We start from the raw sequence: 18,685 nt of genomic DNA on the forward strand, positions 1-18,685 counted from the left end.
CATGAAAAACTTAAAATTATTCAGCCTTGTTGCAGCCACTCTAATCGTCGTTGCTTCCTGCAAAGAAAAATCCAAAGAAAAAAATCCTATTGGCGAACCGGATATTATTTCCGTTAAGGTTTCCAAGGTATCTGTTTTAGGAGTGCCTGACAGCGTTACGGCCACCGGCCTGGTTAGTACGGAAGATGAAGCCAAATATGCCTTTAAGATAGGCGGCGTGATCAGCCGCGTCCTGGTACAGGAAGGCCAGTCCTTTAAACAGGGACAATTGCTGGCAACCCTCAATTCCACCGAAATTTCGGCAGGGTTAGCCCAGTCCAGTTTGGGTGTAGAAAAGGCACAACGTGACTATAGCCGGGCACTGAATCTTTACAGAGACAGTGTTTACACTTTGGAACAATTGCAGAATACCAAAACAGCTTTGGATGTTGCCAAAAAAGCAAGGGAAGCAACAGCCTTTAATGAGCGTTACTCTAAAATATATGCCGCTTCTGACGGTTTTGTAAGCAAGAAAATAGCGAATGAAGGAGAAGTAATTGCAGAAGGGACGCCGGTTCTGCTCATCAATTCAACCGAGCAACATAACAGTTATTCTCTTAAAGTGGGTGTGACCGACCGGGAATGGGCCATCATCAAGCCCGGACAAACAGCCAAAGTAACGCTCGACGGCTATGCAGGTCAAATTTTTGATGCCACCGTATTCCGTAAGTCGCAGGCGGCAGACCGCGAACTGGGTTCTTTCCAGATCGAATTGAAGTTGCAATTAAACGGCGTGAAGCCCGCCGTGGGCATGTTTGGAAAAGCGCAAATAGCCACTCATCAGGATGAAAGTGTTATGGTCATTCCTTATGCATCGCTGGTAGAGGCCGACGGCAACAAAGGATTTGTATTTACGACCGTAGGGTTAAACAGAGTGAAGCGGGTGCCGGTCAACATTTTGAAGTTTGATAACGAAAACGTGTACCTCAAAGATAAATTAGCGGGGATAGACCAGATCGTAATTTCCAACAGCGCCTACCTCAACGAACAATCCACCGTAAAAATCATCAAGTAAGGCCATGAAGATCACCAATTTTGCAGTCAAGAACTATCAGTTCACGCTGATCATATTTCTTTTAGTGGCCGTTGTCGGCCTACTGACACTTTTCACCATGCCCCGTTCGGAAGACCCGACCACGCATGCGCCGCAATATATCATTACGGTTATTTACCCGGGCACCAGTCCTAAGGATATGGAAGAACAGGTGGTAAAACCTATCGAAAACAAAATATACGGCCTGGAGAATATTGAAAAGATCCTGACGACCGTAGAAGACGGCGTAGCTGTTATCCAGCCTAAGTTTAAATACGGTGTAGATGTAGACAATAAATACCAGGAAATATCCACCGAGATCAATGCTTTAAAAAACAGTGAACTTCCCAAGGATATCTACCTGATCAAAACAGAAAAGGTTTCCTCATCAGATGTAAAGGTAATACAGGTGGCCTTGGTTTCAGACCAAGCCTCCGGTAAAATACTCAGGGACGAAGCTGACATCTTAAAAACACAGTTAGAGAAAATCACCAACCTGAAAGAGGTAAAATACTTTGGTATGCCCGAGCAGGAGATCCGCATCGATATGCAGCTGGATAAGCTCGCCCAACTGAAGATACCGCTTAACGTGGTCATGGGTAGTTTGCAAAGCGAGGCTGCGGATATCCCCGGAGGCAGCATTAACCTGGACAGCAAGGTATTTAATGTAAAAACCAGCGGCAAATTCAAAAATACCAATGATGTAGCCAATACGGTTATTTATAATGCCAATGGTAAGATCATCTATTTGAAAGATGTGGCCACGGTAAGTTATAAGGACGGCACGGTAAACCATATCACACGGATAAACGGTCACCGTTGCATCCTGGTTACGGCGGCCATGAAAGACAATGTGAATATTGCCAGCGTTCAGAAAGAATATTTACCGGTATTGGAGGAATTTGGCAAAACCCTGCCGGAGAACATCCGCATGGTTAAGAACTTCGACCAGGCCAATATGGTATCCGAACGTTTAGGCCATCTGGGCTTCGACTTTGGGCTGGCTATTGTGCTGGTGGTAGTAACCCTTCTTCCCTTAGGCTTCAGGGCATCGCTGATCGTGATGATCTCCATCCCGCTTTCCTTAGCCCTGGGACTCATTGCCTTAAACATGTTAGGCTATTCTTTAAACCAGCTGAGCATCGTGGGCCTGGTGGTGGCGTTAGGATTACTGGTGGACGATAGTATTGTGGTGGTGGAGAATATTGAACGCTGGCTCAGGGAAGGGCATTCGCGTTGGGATGCCATATTTAAAGGAACGCAACAGATCGCTGCTGCCGTTGTAGGTTGTACCGCAACCTTGGTTATCGCGTTTTTGCCGCTGGCATTCTTACCCGATATAGCCGGTGAATTTATCCGCAGCCTCCCCATGGCTGTCATGACCAGCGTACTGGCATCCATGATCGTAGCTTTGACGCTTGTTCCCTTCCTGGGCAGCCGGATGTTAAAAACGCATACACATGGCGAGGGCAATTTCTTTTTAAAGCACCTGCAAAGATTTTTGACCAGATCTTACAGCCGCGTGATGCCGCTTGCCTTAAAATGGCCTAAAGCCACCATCGGGATATCATTAGCCTTAAGCGGGCTTGCCTTTTTCCTGTTCACGCAAACCGGATTTAAGCTTTTTCCAACGTCCGAAAAACCGATGTTCCTGATCAATATTAAAATGCCATTACAGGCAGATATCCCCGAAAGTGACCGGGCGACCAGGTTGGTAGAGGGAGAATTGAAAAAGCATAAAGAGATCGTCTATTATACCTCTAACGTAGGTAAGGGTAACCCCCAGATCTATTACAATGTGCACCAGCAGGATGTAAAGCCCGACTTTGCCCAGGTATTTGTTCAATTGGGCGAAGACGCAAGTCCGGGTGAAAAAACGGAACTGATCAAACGACTGCGAAAGAAGTTCAGCGACTTCCCTTATGCCAGGATCGAAATCAAAGATTTTGAACAGGGAACACCTATAGAAGCGAATATTGTAGTAAGAGTATTTGGTGAGAACCAGGATACATTACGGTCTCTTTCATTTAAAGTGGAAGAGATCCTGAGGAAACATCCGGGCACTTTCTTCGTCAACAACGAACTCAATACCTATAAGTCGGATGTTAAAATAAAGATCGATAAAGAAAAGGCCCGTACTTTGGGTGTCCTGACCAGTGATGTGGACAAAGTAGTCCGCCTGGCAGTCGCCGGGTTAACCGTAGGGGATTATATTGATGACCGGGGCGATTCACGCAATGTGGTGATCACGCTTCCAAGGGATAAATTCTCTAACCTCGATGCTTTAAAAAACCTCTATGTTAATAATGTGCAGGGCACCCCGGTGCTGGTAGACCAGATCGCTACGATCTCCTTTGAAACCTCGCCTACGGCGATCAACCATTTTAATAAATCACGTTTCGCGAAGGTAACGTCGCTTACGAAAGAGCATGTACTGGCCAATGACATTTTGAAAGACGTTGTTCCGCAATTGAATAAATTAAAGATGCCGCAGGGCTATTATTACAAGCTTTCCGGCGAGGCCGAGTCAGAAGGTGATACTCTTGGCGGCAACTTCCTTTCCGTAATTATATTGAGCACCTTTCTTTTTATCGGGGTCCTGTTGCTGCAGTTTAAGACCTTTAAAGGGATCATTATTGTATTGTCGATCATTCCTTTAGGTATCCTTGGCGGGGTGGTATTACTACTGATGACAGGCAACCCGATGTCACTTGTCTCTATTATCGGATTCATCGGCTTATCAGGGATACAGGTTAAAAATTCGCTGTTGCTGGTAGATTTTACTAACCAGTTACGGCTCGAAGGCCATAGTATTGATGAGGCCATCAACATGGCAGGCGAAACCCGCTTTCTGCCGGTAGTGCTTACATCCATAACGGCCATCTGTGGCTTACTGCCTATTGCCCTGAATCCTAACCCGCTGATAGCGCCATTGGCTATTGTATTGATCGGCGGACTGATTAGTTCCACTGTCCTTTCGAGGATCGTAACGCCGGTAATGTATAAACTGATACCGCCACATTTGGAAAGTGATGATAATGAAAATTTGAACTCGACAGAGATATCGAACTCCAAGAGCGAATGAAGATATTGCACCAATATATCTGATTAACAATCTATTAATAGGAGATAAAAATGGGACAGAACGGAATTTTAACAGTTTGTCCCATCAGGTCACCCTCACGAGAATCGAACTCGAAAAGTGACTCTACCGCTTAGAAATGTAATATCTAAAAAATGCTTAAAACCTAAAAACCGCCTCTAAATGCATTAGAAGCGGTTTTTGAAATTTCGTGACCCCTCAGGGATTCGAACCCTGGACCCAATGATTAAGAGTCATTTGCTCTACCAGCTGAGCTAAGAAGTCATATTTTTTTACTGGGATGCAAATAAACGATTTTTTTTTCAAAAAAAAGAAGCTGGCGATCAGAGAATAGAAATTTGTTAATATTTTTTTATAACCTTCTGATCTCTAATCGCTAATTAACTATGCTGAAGCATATAACTCGTCCCTTTGCTTCTGTACCACATCGCTGTTGATGTATTCGTCGTAGCTCATCAGCTTGTCGATAGTGCCGCCCGGGGTTAGCTCAATGATGCGATTCGCCACAGTTTGTACCAATTCATGGTCACGTGTGGTGAACAGGATGGTACCGCGGAAGTCCCTCATGCCATTATTTAATGCCGTGATTGATTCTAGGTCAAGGTGGTTGGTTGGTTCGTCAAACATCAGCAAATTAGCCGATTGCAGCATCATACGGCTGAACATACAGCGCATTTTCTCGCCGCCTGATAGTACGTTGCTTTTCTTCAATACTTCCTCGCCTGAGAATAACATTCGGCCCAAGAAGCCGCGGATAAACTGGTCGTCCTTTTCGCCGGGTGAATATTCGCGCAGCCAGTCGATCAGGTTGTCATTTTTGCCTTTAAAATATTCAGCGTTATCGATAGGGATGTCGGCAGGGTTTATGGTTACGCCCCACTTAAATTCGCCTTTAAAATCTTTATCGCGGCCTGTTAAAATATTGTAGAATGCCGTAGTTGCCAAGCTATTTTGCGAGATGATGGCAATTTTATCGCCCTTATTAACCATTAGCCGGATATTGCTGAACAATACTTCGCCGTTTAATGACTTGCTAAGATTTTCAATTTGCAGGATCTGGTCGCCCGCTTCGCGGCCAAGGTTGTTGAATATAATTCCTGGATATTTACGGTTTGATGGCTGGATCTCATCAATATTGATCTTATCCAAAGCCTTTTTACGGCTGGTTGCCTGTTTTGACTTAGAGGCGTTGGCGCTAAACCTGCGGATAAACTCCTGTAACTCTTTTACCCTGTCTTCAGTCTTTTTATTTTGATCTGACCGTTGTTTCAAGGCCAACTGGCTCGACTCATACCAGAATGTATAGTTACCTGTATAAATCGTCATCTTGGCAAAGTCAATATCCACTACGTGGGTACAAACAGTATCTAAAAAGTGCCTGTCGTGCGATACAACCAATACAATGGCCTCATAGCCTGCCAAAAAGTCTTCCAGCCAGCTAACGGTATGGATGTCCAAATCGTTGGTAGGCTCATCAAGCAGCAAGATGTCAGGTTTACCAAAAAGGGCCTGTGCAAGTAATACGCGCACTTTTTGTGTGTTATCGAGATCTTTTACCAATTGGTAATGAAATTCCTCCTTTATCCCCAAATTACTCAATAGGGTAGCGGCATTGCTTTCGGCATTCCAGCCGTCCATCTCAGCAAATTGGTTTTCAAGTTCGCCAGCGCGTTCTCCATCTGCATCGGTAAAATCTTCCTTAAGATAGATGGCGTCCTTTTCCTTCATTACGGCGTACATCTCCTTATGACCCATCATTACAGTTTCAATAACCGTAAATTCGTCAAAAGCATAGTGGTTTTGGCTTAATACCGCCATTCTTTCGCCCGGAGTAAAAGCTACTGAGCCGCTGGTTGGATCAATTTCTCCAGATAGGATTTTTAAAAATGTAGATTTACCGGCACCGTTGGCGCCTATTATGCCATAACAATTGCCTTGCGTAAATTTAAGGTTTACGTCTTCAAATAGTGTGCGTTTACCGTAACGTAAAGATAGATTGGATACGTTGATCATTCTTTTCCTGTACTTTTTGCTGCAAAAGTACGTTTAATCCTCATAAATAAGTCATTTAACCATCAATTAACCCATTATTGGCATCATTTTAGCTTTGCTTATATAACAACTAATTATTAATTAACTGTTAATAAGTTGATAACTATTTTGCACCATTAAGGAACCTGAATGCTGAACTTTACGTTTAACTAATTATAAACCAATTTTAATAAACCATTATGGCACTATTAATTGCAACGCTGATTGTAGTGAACGTATTAGTTTTTGTTAGACAATTTGAGAAGAGGAAAGAATATTAATCCCCCGTTGCCTTAAGAATTCTCTACGTTTTGCTAAATATAGAAACCAGGGTACTGGTTTCATGATCTGCCAATTTTTGTAAAGGGCCCGATGCCAGCATTTTTAGCATCATGTTAAGGTCTGCAAAAATGGTAAACAAGATTTCTGTCTGATCATTCTTTGATGACAAGCTCCATTTTAATTCAAGATTAAATGGCGGTTTTTCTGAGGGGATGATTTTTATTTCTGTATTTATTTCCCTACTGTCTACAACAAGGCTAAGCTTTGCCATGTTTTGTATATTAAAACTTGCAGTATCATAGGTTGATACCCAATCCTGGATGTTTTCAGGCATCAGTTGCTGATGATTGTTCATATCAGCCAGGAAGTTGTACACTTCGCCAATTGGCTTTGGAATGGTAACTTTACTTTCAAAGGTAGACATAGAAAAAGTTTGCAGTTTATAGTTTGCAGTGGGCAGTAATAAATTAAAAGTTTGCAGAAAAACTTAGGCAGAAGAAAGCATTCACTGCCAACTGCCAACCGAAAACTGCCAACTGATTTATTTCCCCCAGGTAGCAGGATTCTCGCGCCATTTTTTTAATACTTCGATGTCTGATTCGGCTATGTACTGGTTTTCGCCTGCATATTTAATCAGTGCATTATAGTTTGATAACGTTACGAACGGACAGTTTGCCTGTTTAAAATTATCAGTGGCTACATCAAAACCATAGCTAAATATGGCAGCAAGGCCCGCTACATCATAACCGGCGTCGCGCAATGCTTCAACGGCCTGCAGGCTGCTTTTTCCAGTTGAGATCAAGTCTTCAATAACAACAATTCTTTTGCCGGCTAGTGATGAAACGTCGCCTTCAATCATACTGCCTGTACCGTGTTCCTTAGGTTTTGAACGAACGTAGATAAAAGGAAGACCAAGTTCTTGTGCAACAAGCGCTCCTTGTGGAATGCCCGCTGTGGCAACACCAGCTATGCAGCCAACTGCGCCAAATTGTTCCTGTATTGCACTGGTTAATTGCTGCCTGATGTAGGTGCGTATAGCCGGATGGGACAATGTAACGCGGTTATCGCAATAAATTGGCGATTTCCAGCCGCTTGCCCATGTAAAAGGATTGGTAGGTTGTAATTTTATTGCTTTAATTTGCAGCAGGAATTCAGCAACTTGCTGCTCTATCTCAGTTTTATTAAACATGGCCCAAAAATACAGAATTTATATTAACGAAAAAGTTATTCTGCTAACAGAATCGGAACCTAAAAAGGTACAGAATTATAAGCAGATTGATGCAGAGGCATTTGACCTGAAAATACTATACACCTGGGTTTTAAATCACCCGAGTAAGTTTTTTTATGTGCTTTGCAATAATTCAAAGGATTTTTTAAAAACAGTAACCAAAAGCGTAACCCTTATTAAGGCTGCCGGTGGCCTGGTGGAGAATGAATATGATGAATATTTATTCATCTATCGTAACAACAAATGGGACCTGCCAAAGGGTAAAATAGAGAAGCAGGAAGGAACAAAAGAGGCCGCTGTGCGAGAGGTTGAGGAGGAGTGTGGTATAAAAGTTAGCAAGCTTGATGATAGGATCTGTAAAACCTACCATTGCTATATATACAAGGGGGATGTTGTACTGAAGAAAACTTATTGGTTTAATATGCGGTGCAAGGGACAAAATAACCTAAAGCCGCAAAAGGAGGAGGGAATTACCGATGTGCGCTGGTTTAAAAAGGAAGATATAAACCCTATAGTTGAAAATACCTTTCCATCTATTATGGATGTGCTGGTAAAGGAGAAGCTTATAGAGGGAGTGAAGCACTAGTTTTAGAGGCAAGAAACAAGAGTCAAGAATTTAGAATCAATAGGTCAAGGGTCAGGAATCAAGACAGGTAGGAAAGAATATCTGTTTTAGTAATCTTGATTCTTAATTTCTTGATTCTTGCATCTGTATTTCTACAAATACGCCAGTGCTTCCTTGGGTATAAACTGGCTGACATCGCCGTTATAACGCATGATTTCGCGCACTATGCTCGAGCTGATGGATGAGTAACCCGGTTTACTCACAATAAAAATACTCTCAATTTCAGGTTCGAGTGAATGGTTCATCTGGGCGATTGCCTTTTCATATTCAAAATCGGATACGGTACGGATGCCACGGATCATATAGGCCGCACCGATGCTTTTGCAAAAATTAACAGTTAAGCCCTCATAAGCTATGATATGAATCCGGTCATCGGCCTCGAAAACTGCCCGTAGCATTTGCTCTCTTTTTTCGACGGACAATAACCCTGCCTTTGAACTGTTAACACCAATACCGATGTAAACCTTGTCGAACAACCCTACTGATCGTTTTACGATATCGACATGGGCCTTGGTAACCGGGTCAAATGATCCCGGAAAAAGAGCAATTTTCATTTACGGCGTGTGTTTATAAAACAAATTTATAAATCATTATTCAATATCATCAATTAATTAACATTGCTGCCATTTTTCAGTAATTTATGCGTGTTTATTTGTTAAATTGCCCTATCTAAATCCATCACATTCGCAACTCTTAGCTTACCGTATTCGTATTAGGCATAATCTGTATCTGAATGAAATATTATATAAAGCTTTTACGACCTAAGGACTGGGCAAAAAACCTTTTTCTTTTTGTACCGCCCTTTTTCGCAAAGCATATTTTTACATTCTCAAAAATAGAACTCCTATTAGCGGGCTTTGTAGCCTTTAGTTGTGTGGCAAGCAGTATTTATATAATAAACGACTATCGCGATATTGAAGACGATCGTAAGCATCCTAAAAAATCACAACGTCCACTCGCTTCGGGCAAGGTTAAGCCCTCACATGCCATAATCATCTGCATAGCCCTTGTTTTGGCCGGATGTGGATTCGCTTACCTTGCAAATCCGGGTTTGGAATTTTTGTTCGTATTGGGGGCTTATTTTATAGTTAATCTTGCTTATTCATTCGGGCTAAAAAATATCCCTATTCTTGATATGCTGATCCTTGCATCAGGTTTTGTGTTCAGGGTTAAAAGCGGCGCGATCATCGCACAGGTGGATAGTTCCGAGTGGTTAATTATTATGACCTTCCTGCTGGCTTTGTTTATGGCGATAGGCAAACGCCGTGATGATTTGATCTTAAAGGAAGCATCGGGTACAGAAATGCGAAAATCAGTAAAAGGCTATAACCTGGAATACCTGAACACCATGCTTGGCCTTTTCAGCGCCATTATTATTGTTGCCTATATTAGCTACACACAGTCGCCCAAAACAATAAACAGGCTTGGGACCTATCGTTTATACTATTCAAGCGTATTTGTAATAGCCGGTATTATGCGTTATATGCAGGTGGTTTTTGTGATGAAAAACGCCGGATCACCTACTGATATCCTTTACAAGGATCGTTTTATCCAGGTAACCATTCTTTTATGGATAATTAGCGTTTACATAATTTTGTACCTGTTACCCAGAACTCCAATTTTTATTTGATGAACAAAAAACTGGCCAATTGGGGCAACTACCCTGTTATAGAAGGTGACGAGGAAACTTTTGTTTTTGCTGATCAACTTGATAGGCTGATTGAAAAAGAGCAGCCTTATATCGCACGTGGAAACGGTCGCTGCTACGGAGATGCATCATTGGCTGAACGAACCATATCAACGCTTAAGTTCGATAAAATACTTTCATTCAATATAGCTGACGGCGTGTTTGAATGTCAAAGCGGGATTACGCTTGATCAAATTCTTGCCGTAATAGTGCCTGAGGGTTGGTTTTTACCGGTAACACCGGGCACAAAATTTATTACAATAGGCGGTGCCCTTGGCAGCGATGTGCATGGGAAAAATCACCACGTAGATGGTTCAATTTCCAATCATGTTATTGAATTCGATCTTGTGCTTGAATCTGGCGAGATGATCTTGTGCTCCGCAGATAATTATCCCGATCTTTTTGAGGCAACACTTGGGGGGATGGGTTTAACAGGCGTTATAAGTCGCGTAAAATTCAGGTTAAAGAAAATTGAAACTTCGTATATAAAGCAAAAGCAAGTAAAGGCTAAAAATCTGCAGGAGTTAATAACCCTTTTTGATACTTACAAGGACTATACCTATTCGGTAGCGTGGATTGATTGCCTTAAAAAGGGAGATGGGTTTGGCCGAAGCATTTTATTGCTTGGTGAACACGCCACTATCAACGACCTGGATGAAGGTAAAAAAGCCGACCCGCTAAAAATGCCTGGTAATAAACAAATAACTTTCCCGATAAATATGCCGTGGTGGGTACTTAATAAACTCACCGTTAAGGCCTTTAACTTTTTATATTACGGTAAGAATTTTAAAAAGGAAATTAACAATGTCGTATCATACGAGCCTTTCTTTTATCCGCTGGATAAAATTTTACATTGGAACCGTTTATACGGAAAGAAGGGTTTTGTGCAATACCAATTTGTGCTTCCTCTTGATGCCAAAGACGGACTTATTGAAATAATGCACCGCATTTCTGACGAAGGCCTGGGGTCGTTCCTGGCTGTACTAAAAGTATTTGGAAAACAGGAGAGTATGATCTCCTTTCCGAAGGAGGGCTATACTTTGGCGCTTGATTTTCCTGTGCGAAACGGCCTGTTGGAATTTCTTGATGAGCTGGACAAAATTGTGCTCAAATATAATGGCAGGCTGTATATGTCGAAAGATGCCCGGATGAAACCCGAAACGTTACAAAGTGGATATCCTGAATTGGACAGATTTAAATCTATCATAAAAAAATACAACCCTCAAGGGAAAATCAGGTCGGCGCAATCTGACCGTTTATTATTAACTGGTACTAAATAACATACATGGAAACCGTACTTATACTTGGTGCAACATCAGACATCGGCATCGCGACAGCAAAGAAATTTGCATCAAGTGGCTATAATATTCAACTGGCGGCCCGTAAACCTGCAGAGCTCGATGCGGTAAAGTCTGACATTGAGATTCGTTACAAGGTTGACTGCACTATACACGCCTTTGATGCGCTGCAATTTCATTCACACGCTGCTTTTTTTGAACGGTTAAATCCAAAACCGGATATAACTATCTCAATTTTCGGTACCATGTACGAGGAAGATGACGCATTTAATGAATGGGACCTGACGCAAATGATGATTGACGTTAATTATACAGGCGTAGTTTCAATATTAAACATTGCTGCAAAATATTATACCGAACGTAAAACAGGATCCATCATAGGTATTAGTTCAGTGGCGGGCGATAGGGGAAGAGCGAGCAAGCTTATTTACGGAAGTTCAAAAGCTGCGCTAACTGCGTACCTGGCCGGTCTGCGAAATAAATGTTTTAAAGATAATGTGCATGTGATGACCGTAAAACCTGGTTTTGTTTATACCCGTATGACGGAACATTTACCACTTCCAAAGGCATTAACTTCAACACCGAACGAGGTTGCTTCTTTGGTTTACGATGCCTATGTTAAGCGAAAAAACACCATCTATGTAAAATGGTTCTGGCGTTATATTATGCTCATTATCAAAAATATCCCTGAGTTTCAATTTAAAAAAATGAAGCTGTAATGAAAATAGCTTTTTTTGATTTCGACGGCACGATCACCACAAAGGACACCCTGCTGGAAGTGATCAAGTATCAAAAGGGCAAGGCTGGTTTTTATACCGGCTTTTTGCTGAATGCGCCTTTTATGGTAGCGCTAAAATTGAAGTTGATCTCGAACCAGGCAGCAAAGGAGCGGATGCTTACGTATTTTTTTAAGGGGACTGATTTGAAATCCTTTCAGCAGAGTTGCGATAGTTTTATTGATAACGCATTGTCCTCCATGATCCGCCCTGGTGCGCTGGAGGAAATTGAAAGGCTTAAGGCGGAGGGGTTTGAAATTGTGGTGGTATCTGCATCGCCGGAAAATTGGATCAGGAAATGGAGTAATGCAAACGGGCTTGGCCTGATAGCAACAAAACTTCAATCGGTTAATAATGTACTTACCGGCTGCATTGATGGCGTTAATAACAATTCGGATGAAAAGGCCGTAAGGATTAAAGCTGAATATGATCTTTCTAAATATAGCGAGATCAATTGTTATGGCGACTCAAGCGGCGACTACGCAATGCTTGTATTAGGGACGAAGGCATTCTTTAAGCCTTTCAGAAAGTAATAATATTCGTGATTTGGTAGAGACGCGATGCTCTGCGTCTAACCGGGAACAGGTTACCGACAGATTCCGCAGATCGTGCTTCCAATTATTACGGCCAAATAGTATTTGCTTGCTGAGCCACCATGCACCGCGTTTCTGAGTGTCGCTTTAAAGATTATCCGTCAGCATATCGCTATTTTTCCCGAATGACAACATTGTAAAAGATCCGTTTTTAAAGATCACTTTGACATTTGCAAAAGCGGGAGTTTTGAATTTTGCATAATCCTGGTTGGTTAGCAAAACGATACTTACGTTATAATCATTAAACAATTTTGCAGCACTGGCAGGCACAGATGCTGACAAATAATTAAGCATAGTATTCCTGTCGCTTTCGCGCTGGTCATAGCTGATATAAGGATTGGAGAAATAAGTTTCAACCGATACCATTTTTATAGCCGAAGGCATTACAGGGAAAAGCGATAGATCATGCTCACATAAAAGAACATTGTCAAGCGGGATGCTTGTGGTGATGAAGTTGTATACTTCTATTTTATCTTTTTCATTTGCTTTTTTTATAGCCTCTTCCCTTAATTCAACAAAGTCTGCCCGTTTGCTATAAATAGGATAATAAAGAAACGCATATAATAATACGCAGATGATTACCAGGTTGTTTGAAAATTTAAGTGTGAAATTCTTTTTATTTAAACTGTTTATCCATTGTACCAATTTGGACAACAGGAATATAAACCCAAATCCAAAGAAGACAGACTGCAAAGCTTTCAGGTAAAAGAAATAATGAAATGCCGGGATGGTATCCGGAAGCTTGATATGTAAAATATGGTCTGCAGTGGGTACTGCGGATTCATACACGTACATAATTAGACATATAAAAAACCAGTTCCAAACTATTTTGCGAAGTGTTTGGTTTTCAAATTTCCTATAAAACCATACCAGGCCAATAACTGAAATTGGCAGGGAAAAAGTGATGTTTAGTTTGAGCAGTGTTAAAGTTTCCTTGCGTGCAAATACGCCGGGGGCACATTCTAAAATCGCATGATTGATAAAATGGAAATGGTATTTGCCATAAACATAATAAAGAAACGGAAATGCGAATATTACAAAAGGAATTATAGTAACAAGCCCCTGGAAAAATAATTTGCCAATGGCAGGATATTCTTTTGATCGTAAGGCTTTAATAACCCTTTGTCCCTGGATAGAAATCATTATTAAAATGATTATAAAAACGGGTGCCGAGTGCCCTAGAAATGTTAAGCCCAATGAGGCGCCAAGTATTATAAACCAAAATAATTTTTGTTCAGCAAATGCCTTGTAGCAAAAGAAAATGCTTGTATAAAACAGGAACTGTGAAAAAGTATCAGAAATAAGCCATGGCGAATAAGTAGCCCCGCCCCAGCATGGCAAATTGCCATTCACCAAAAACAAAAATGAAAGCAGAGCTGCCAGGCCAACCTTAAAATCAAAAAGCTTTACAGCCATAAAGAAAAATGCAACAGGGCTAAGCAGGTTTATAAATGCACCGGCACGCGCTACAACTATGTTTATTGGGAGGCCGGTGACTTTTACTATCAATGTTTCCATCAGGAAAAGCATTGGGTTATACCACATATATTGGCCAGCTATATTGGGATCCTTGCCATAATTGCCATTGAGGGTAGCACGGATATAAGCTATGTCCCTGTCAAAATCTGGTTCGCTGGCCCAGTGAAGATCATGTATTGTTCTGTAACATTGCACCATGGCAATAAGTAGCATAACAATGCAGGCTAACCAATACTTCGTATTATCTTTTAACGGCATGCGCTTGGGTTCGGCTTTAATCATTAGGGGGATGATTTATACTTAATATTTCAGCAATATTCCTCTTAGGCATTTATACCGCTAAAATTGCTTTTTAGTTACATTTGATTGACGAAAAACGAAAAAGAAGAATGGCCATATTTTCGCTGCTCTGAAAACGCGGGGTGATTACTTAGGTTCTGCATTGATTGATGCTCCACAATTAGCAATCCACCTGGCAGCAGGAGTTTTTTTTCGAAGATGATCTTTGGGATTTCAGGGATTTGGTTCAGGTCGTATGGAGGATCTGCAAATACGAGGTCGAACTGTTCAGTTTCCAGCTGTAGGTATTTAAACACATCGTCCTTAAAAGCTTTAATGGTGGTTAGTCCATGTTGTCGTGCAGCATCTTTGAGGTAATGCACACAATAAATACTGCGGTCAACCGATATTACCTGTGCCGCGCCACGTGAGGCAAATTCCATAGAGATATTGCCAGTACCGCTAAACAGGTCGAGTACCTTGATGTCTTCAAAGTCGATTTTATTTTGCAGGATGTTAAACAATGCCTCCTTGGCCAAGTCTGTAGTAGGACGAACCGGTAGGTTTTTCGGCGGATTAAGCCTTAATCCCTTTAAAGAACCTCCGATGATCCGCATAACGATAAGGCGGCGAGAGCCAGGAATTTATGTGAAGCAATTTGACCGGGCAACTCAAGTACCTTTAATCCGTTCAGCTCAATTTTTGGGAAAAAGTAGGCCAGCCGGGTAAGGTTTTTATCGCCTGCAGTAACGTCTCCGCTTACTACAAGCGTTAGCTGCTGAGCTTTTAAGTTAAGTTCCTCGGTAACAAACGAAGTAAAATAGGCTAATTCGTCCTCGTTTTTAAACTCAAAGGTGTTGTAAAAACGTAAGGCGTTTAACGAAAAGTAAAGGAAGTGAACCTTGTCCTTACCAATTTCGATATACAGATTGCTATTTGGCGGGTTGGTTTTTGCAATTGCCTTTATCCATCCTTTTGCAGTATAAACGGTGTTTTGTAGCCCAAATTTCTGTATTGCGGCTACAAGGCTATCGTTTGTTTTGTAAATAATGGCGTTAATGTCGTCGAGCGTTTGGGCAAAAACCTTTTCGTGGTCCTTAACATCCAAAAAACGGGCAAATCCCGGGACTTGCTCCTCATTAAATAAGCTGCTCGGGATAAGCGTTAAAGCGGTCGACGGCATTCCGATGATTACCTTTTTATAAGTAGCCGATAAAAGATCGTGTAAAGCACGTGGCTGCACCAATTCCTCCAGGGCGCAATTTTGTGCGGAAACCAACAAGTGGCTATCGGTCACAACTGCATAGCTAAATGAAGTTGCCTCAAGCTGTAGTAATAAAGTATAACTGTAAGCCTGGTACAGGTTAAAGTTATTATCGGTATAATTGTTATTGTCGCTCATGCAGATAAGCAAAAGTAATTATTTTTTATGATTTGCTATCTGCAATATAGGGCGGCCTCTAAATAAATTTTAACCTTATTTTTATGAGCCTGTTAACCGCACTGAAGGTGCCTGGTGTGGCAACAATTGTGCATCTTGTTGCTTGGCAGCCATATCTGCCTTTGGTTTTACTTCTGTATCTTGTTGCTTACTTTTTCTAAAATAACTCATCACCACTGGTTGTAACCAGCTCTCCAGCCCATAGGCAATCACTAAAATAATAGGTAAGCTGGCAAGTGCATAGAGCAACACGTTGTGGATTAGCTTCGAGAAGATAAACAGAATGGTATAGTGACTGATATATAAAGAGTAGGAATATTTACCCATTATAGCCCCCGATTTGGAGATGAAATTTATCAGCTCGTCTTTTATTTTCAACAGATCAATAATATAGCCAACACCCATATACAAATAAGGGAACGTGCTGTACACAATTGCATTTTTTAAAGGCATATAACGTACAGTAAGCGCAATGATAACAAAAATGGTATGTGGGATTATCACGTATATCATTTTGATTTTTTTTCCGGATGGCGGCAATTGCAAACAATACCTGAAAAATGGAATACAGAATATTGAAAAGATAAAATATTTTAATGGGTCATAAAAATTTGCTGAGAATTGCATTCTTGAAATTAAGGGGAGGATACCAAGGCTGAAAAGCACTGTGTATTTTTCCGCATAAAAATAGCTGCGATATTGATAGATATAATAACCTACCAGCCAAACTGACGAAAATGCAAACACCGCTATAACATGAGTAAGCGCATCGCGCTCAATCTTTAAAAAGTAGAGTGGTATGGCTACAAGGGAAAGCATGAACCAATAAAATAATGCCTTTTTTTGATGACGGCCAATGGTGAACGCAAACAACACGTAAAAGCCAACTTCAAACGAGAGAGACCATACCGGCAAGTTACTTTGGATACTGGTAACAACATAACCCATATAATCATTCATGGTGCTTACCATGAAGAAATTTCCAATGGTATCCTTAATTGATGGAAAAGCCGTATTTGTTACATATAATGCTACAAATGCCAATAACATACCTGCAAGAAACTGCGGATAAATCCTTATAAAGCGATTTTTTATAAACTCTCTTCTTGGTTTGGGCTTTTTGCTTTCAGAAAGGTTAATTACCAGGCCCGATAGCATAAAAAACATTATCAATGCATCTGTGCCCCAATAGGCAGTAAGGTGAGTAGGATGGCCCGTAGGAGCAAGGAAAGCCATGTGCCAACCTAAAATAAATACTGTTGAGATTCCCCTTAGGAATTCGAGGTAAATTTTTTTCACACAGAGAGAGTTAGAATTTATGCAATAAAAAACTATTAATCCCTTTTTACGAAGACTTGAATTAAATGTTTCGTTAGTGTTGGCTTTTTAATTTACAGTTGTTTGTAGCCTGGTTTTATTGATTTATAGTTAGCCTGTGTGCTGAAAATCTAGAAATAAGGTGCTATTTATTAACTATGAAGCATTTGCCAGTTTTTCAATGCCTATCCAGCCTGGAGCCTCAAGCATGAATAGGGCTTTTTGTTTCTTGAAAAAGTTCGCCATAACCGGTTGCAGCCAGTTTTCAAGGCCATAGGTAATAACTGCGATACAAGGCAAACTAACCAGCAAATACAAGCCTACGCTGTGAAAAAAATAGGCACACGCAAACAGAACCGGGTAATGGCTAACATAAATTGAATAGGAATATTTACCCAGGATCTTACCAGTGTTATTGATAAACACAATGGCCTTTTCTTTTAGCTTTAATAAACCCAGCATAAAACATATTGCCATTAATACAACCGGCAACCCGCTATAGGCAACAAAACTTGTAAAGGTTAAATACGGCTGATTGAACACTATATAAACCAAAACCAAATAAGGGATCACCAGGTAGTATAACCTGATCTGTTTCCCTTGTTTTGGTAACTGTAAGCAATACCGAAAAAAAGGAATTGCAAATGCTGCAAAAAGAAGATATTTAGCCGGATCGTAATAAATGGTTGAGAGGTGCAATCTTGAAATTAGAGGCAAAACACCTGCACTAAACAACGCGGTATATTTATCGGCATAAAAGTAATTTCGATACTCGTATACATAATAACCGATTAACCAAATGGACGAGAATGTGATCACTCCAAATAGATGGCCCCATGCACCAACAGAAAGTTTTGAATAGTAAAAGGGCAAAGCCAGTAACGATACCAGGAACCAAACGGCAATTGCTTTTTTCTGAAAGCGGCCGATTGTCAAGGCAAAAATCAGATAAAAGAACATCTCGAACGACAAACTCCATAAAGGGCTGTTGCTTGCGAAACTTGGCACAATGTTGTTCATGTAGTCCTTTAAAGCACTAAGCATTAAAAAGTTGCCGACGATGGTCCAAAATGACGGTATAGCGGCAGAGGTTATGTACAAAACTATTAAACCAAATAGCAAACCAACTATAAGTTGCGGGTAAAGCCGTAATAGTCTGTTTTTTATAAATGCGCTCTTGGTTTTTGGATTACGTGATTCAGAAATATTGATGACAATGCCTGACAGGATGAAAAACATAATGACCGCGTCGGTACCCCAGTTTGAAAAATAAAAATGTTTGGGACCCTTTCCCTGCGGGTGCATTTCGATGCAATGATAAAGCAATACTATAATTGCAGCCGTGCCCCTTAAAAATTCGAGGTAAAGTTTCTTCATTTAGGTGAATTGAAAAGGCTTTTACGGGTAGAAAGGATACTTTGTTGCGTTTAATTTGACTGCTTTGAACACTTTGCCTGAAATAGATTGCCCCAGT

16 protein-coding genes and 1 tRNA gene are annotated in these 18,685 nt (G+C 41.0%); 7 read left to right on the forward strand and 10 right to left on the reverse strand.

The window, feature by feature from the left end:
• The first annotated feature begins 1 nt into the window (after position 1).
• Together KXD93_RS20575 and KXD93_RS20580 are read left to right on the forward strand one after the other, a co-directional pair.
• The gene (locus tag KXD93_RS20575) at positions 2-1,054 is read left to right on the forward strand and encodes an efflux RND transporter periplasmic adaptor subunit (RefSeq protein ID WP_258139232.1); all 1,053 of its coding nucleotides are present in this window, start codon (positions 2-4) and stop codon (positions 1,052-1,054) included.
• Positions 1,055-1,058: 4 nt separating this feature from the next.
• On the forward strand, positions 1,059-4,157 hold the full coding sequence (locus KXD93_RS20580) for an efflux RND transporter permease subunit (protein WP_258139233.1): 3,099 nt from the start codon (positions 1,059-1,061) through the stop codon (positions 4,155-4,157).
• Positions 4,158-4,366: 209 nt separating this feature from the next.
• Here the strand turns inward: KXD93_RS20580 and KXD93_RS20585 are convergent.
• From KXD93_RS20585 to pyrE, 4 genes are all read right to left on the reverse strand, one after another.
• Positions 4,367-4,439: transfer RNA gene (locus tag KXD93_RS20585), tRNA-Lys, on the reverse strand.
• 120 nt (positions 4,440-4,559) lie between these two features.
• The gene (locus tag KXD93_RS20590; protein WP_258139234.1) at positions 4,560-6,188 is read right to left on the reverse strand and encodes an ABC-F family ATP-binding cassette domain-containing protein; all 1,629 of its coding nucleotides are present in this window, start codon (positions 6,186-6,188) and stop codon (positions 4,560-4,562) included.
• A 322-nt stretch (positions 6,189-6,510) separates the two neighbouring features.
• The gene (locus tag KXD93_RS20595) at positions 6,511-6,912 is read right to left on the reverse strand and encodes an SRPBCC family protein (RefSeq protein ID WP_258139235.1); all 402 of its coding nucleotides are present in this window, start codon (positions 6,910-6,912) and stop codon (positions 6,511-6,513) included.
• A 117-nt stretch (positions 6,913-7,029) separates the two neighbouring features.
• A complete protein-coding gene (gene pyrE / locus KXD93_RS20600; RefSeq protein ID WP_258139236.1) occupies positions 7,030-7,677 on the reverse strand; it encodes an orotate phosphoribosyltransferase in 648 nt (215 codons plus the stop codon).
• Between pyrE and KXD93_RS20605 the strand changes: the two genes are divergently transcribed.
• Positions 7,676-8,302, forward strand: a complete 627-nt coding sequence (locus tag KXD93_RS20605; RefSeq protein ID WP_258139237.1) for an NUDIX hydrolase — start codon at positions 7,676-7,678, stop codon at positions 8,300-8,302. The genes pyrE and KXD93_RS20605 overlap by 2 nt on opposite strands.
• A gap of 131 nt (positions 8,303-8,433) precedes the next feature.
• On the opposite strand, the gene coaD is transcribed toward KXD93_RS20605, so the two are convergent.
• Entirely contained in the window at positions 8,434-8,895 is a 462-nt protein-coding gene (gene coaD, locus KXD93_RS20610; protein WP_258139238.1) for a pantetheine-phosphate adenylyltransferase, read from the reverse strand.
• Between the two features lie 179 nt (positions 8,896-9,074).
• Between coaD and KXD93_RS20615 the strand changes: the two genes are divergently transcribed.
• The 4 genes from KXD93_RS20615 to KXD93_RS20630 are packed head-to-tail and all read left to right on the forward strand — an operon-like array spanning position 9,075 to position 12,635.
• Entirely contained in the window at positions 9,075-9,971 is an 897-nt protein-coding gene (locus tag KXD93_RS20615) for a decaprenyl-phosphate phosphoribosyltransferase (protein WP_258139239.1), read from the forward strand.
• Entirely contained in the window at positions 9,971-11,308 is a 1,338-nt protein-coding gene (locus tag KXD93_RS20620) for an FAD-binding oxidoreductase (RefSeq protein WP_258139240.1), read from the forward strand. The genes KXD93_RS20615 and KXD93_RS20620 overlap by 1 nt, the downstream gene beginning before the upstream one ends.
• Positions 11,309-11,313: 5 nt before the next feature.
• Entirely contained in the window at positions 11,314-12,045 is a 732-nt protein-coding gene (locus KXD93_RS20625) for an SDR family oxidoreductase (protein WP_258139241.1), read from the forward strand.
• A complete protein-coding gene (locus KXD93_RS20630; protein WP_258139242.1) occupies positions 12,045-12,635 on the forward strand; it encodes an HAD family hydrolase in 591 nt (196 codons plus the stop codon). Before KXD93_RS20625 ends, KXD93_RS20630 begins: the two co-directional genes overlap by 1 nt.
• 147 nt (positions 12,636-12,782) lie before the next feature.
• Here the strand turns inward: KXD93_RS20630 and KXD93_RS20635 are convergent, their stop codons facing one another.
• From KXD93_RS20635 to KXD93_RS20655, 5 genes are all read right to left on the reverse strand, one after another.
• Positions 12,783-14,456 carry a glycosyltransferase family protein gene (locus KXD93_RS20635; RefSeq protein ID WP_258139243.1) on the reverse strand — a complete coding sequence of 558 codons (1,674 nt, stop codon included), beginning with the start codon at positions 14,454-14,456 and terminating at the stop codon, positions 12,783-12,785.
• 74 nt (positions 14,457-14,530) lie between these two features.
• Positions 14,531-15,070, reverse strand: coding sequence for a 16S rRNA (guanine(966)-N(2))-methyltransferase RsmD (gene rsmD / locus KXD93_RS20640; protein WP_258139244.1), 540 nt, complete (start codon positions 15,068-15,070; stop codon positions 14,531-14,533).
• A complete protein-coding gene (locus tag KXD93_RS20645; RefSeq protein ID WP_258139245.1) occupies positions 15,046-15,855 on the reverse strand; it encodes a DUF3822 family protein in 810 nt (269 codons plus the stop codon). The genes rsmD and KXD93_RS20645 overlap by 25 nt, the downstream gene beginning before the upstream one ends.
• 81 nt (positions 15,856-15,936) lie before the next feature.
• On the reverse strand, positions 15,937-17,193 hold the full coding sequence (locus tag KXD93_RS20650) for an acyltransferase family protein (RefSeq protein WP_258139246.1): 1,257 nt from the start codon (positions 17,191-17,193) through the stop codon (positions 15,937-15,939).
• Between the two features lie 174 nt (positions 17,194-17,367).
• Positions 17,368-18,588 (reverse strand): acyltransferase family protein, encoded by a 1,221-nt coding sequence (locus tag KXD93_RS20655; protein WP_258139247.1) that lies wholly within the window; start codon positions 18,586-18,588, stop codon positions 17,368-17,370.
• Positions 18,589-18,685: the final 97 nt, after the last annotated feature.

This window comes from Mucilaginibacter phenanthrenivorans, from assembly GCF_024721155.1.
GTDB lineage: Bacteria > Bacteroidota > Bacteroidia > Sphingobacteriales > Sphingobacteriaceae > Mucilaginibacter > Mucilaginibacter phenanthrenivorans.

Coding starts and splice junctions, on each gene's coding strand:
- KXD93_RS20645 (WP_258139245.1), bottom strand. CDS start 15,855: ATGAGCGACAATAACAATTATACCGATAATAACTTTAACCTGTACCAG.
- KXD93_RS20605 (WP_258139237.1), top strand. CDS start 7,676: ATGGCCCAAAAATACAGAATTTATATTAACGAAAAAGTTATTCTGCTA.
- KXD93_RS20620 (WP_258139240.1), top strand. CDS start 9,971: ATGAACAAAAAACTGGCCAATTGGGGCAACTACCCTGTTATAGAAGGT.
- KXD93_RS20625 (WP_258139241.1), top strand. CDS start 11,314: ATGGAAACCGTACTTATACTTGGTGCAACATCAGACATCGGCATCGCG.
- KXD93_RS20595 (WP_258139235.1), bottom strand. CDS start 6,912: ATGTCTACCTTTGAAAGTAAAGTTACCATTCCAAAGCCAATTGGCGAA.
- rsmD (WP_258139244.1), bottom strand. CDS start 15,070: ATGCGGATCATCGGAGGTTCTTTAAAGGGATTAAGGCTTAATCCGCCG.
- KXD93_RS20630 (WP_258139242.1), top strand. CDS start 12,045: ATGAAAATAGCTTTTTTTGATTTCGACGGCACGATCACCACAAAGGAC.
- KXD93_RS20590 (WP_258139234.1), bottom strand. CDS start 6,188: ATGATCAACGTATCCAATCTATCTTTACGTTACGGTAAACGCACACTA.
- KXD93_RS20575 (WP_258139232.1), top strand. CDS start 2: ATGAAAAACTTAAAATTATTCAGCCTTGTTGCAGCCACTCTAATCGTC.
- KXD93_RS20635 (WP_258139243.1), bottom strand. CDS start 14,456: ATGATTAAAGCCGAACCCAAGCGCATGCCGTTAAAAGATAATACGAAG.
- KXD93_RS20580 (WP_258139233.1), top strand. CDS start 1,059: ATGAAGATCACCAATTTTGCAGTCAAGAACTATCAGTTCACGCTGATC.
- KXD93_RS20655 (WP_258139247.1), bottom strand. CDS start 18,588: ATGAAGAAACTTTACCTCGAATTTTTAAGGGGCACGGCTGCAATTATA.
- coaD (WP_258139238.1), bottom strand. CDS start 8,895: ATGAAAATTGCTCTTTTTCCGGGATCATTTGACCCGGTTACCAAGGCC.
- pyrE (WP_258139236.1), bottom strand. CDS start 7,677: ATGTTTAATAAAACTGAGATAGAGCAGCAAGTTGCTGAATTCCTGCTG.
- KXD93_RS20615 (WP_258139239.1), top strand. CDS start 9,075: ATGAAATATTATATAAAGCTTTTACGACCTAAGGACTGGGCAAAAAAC.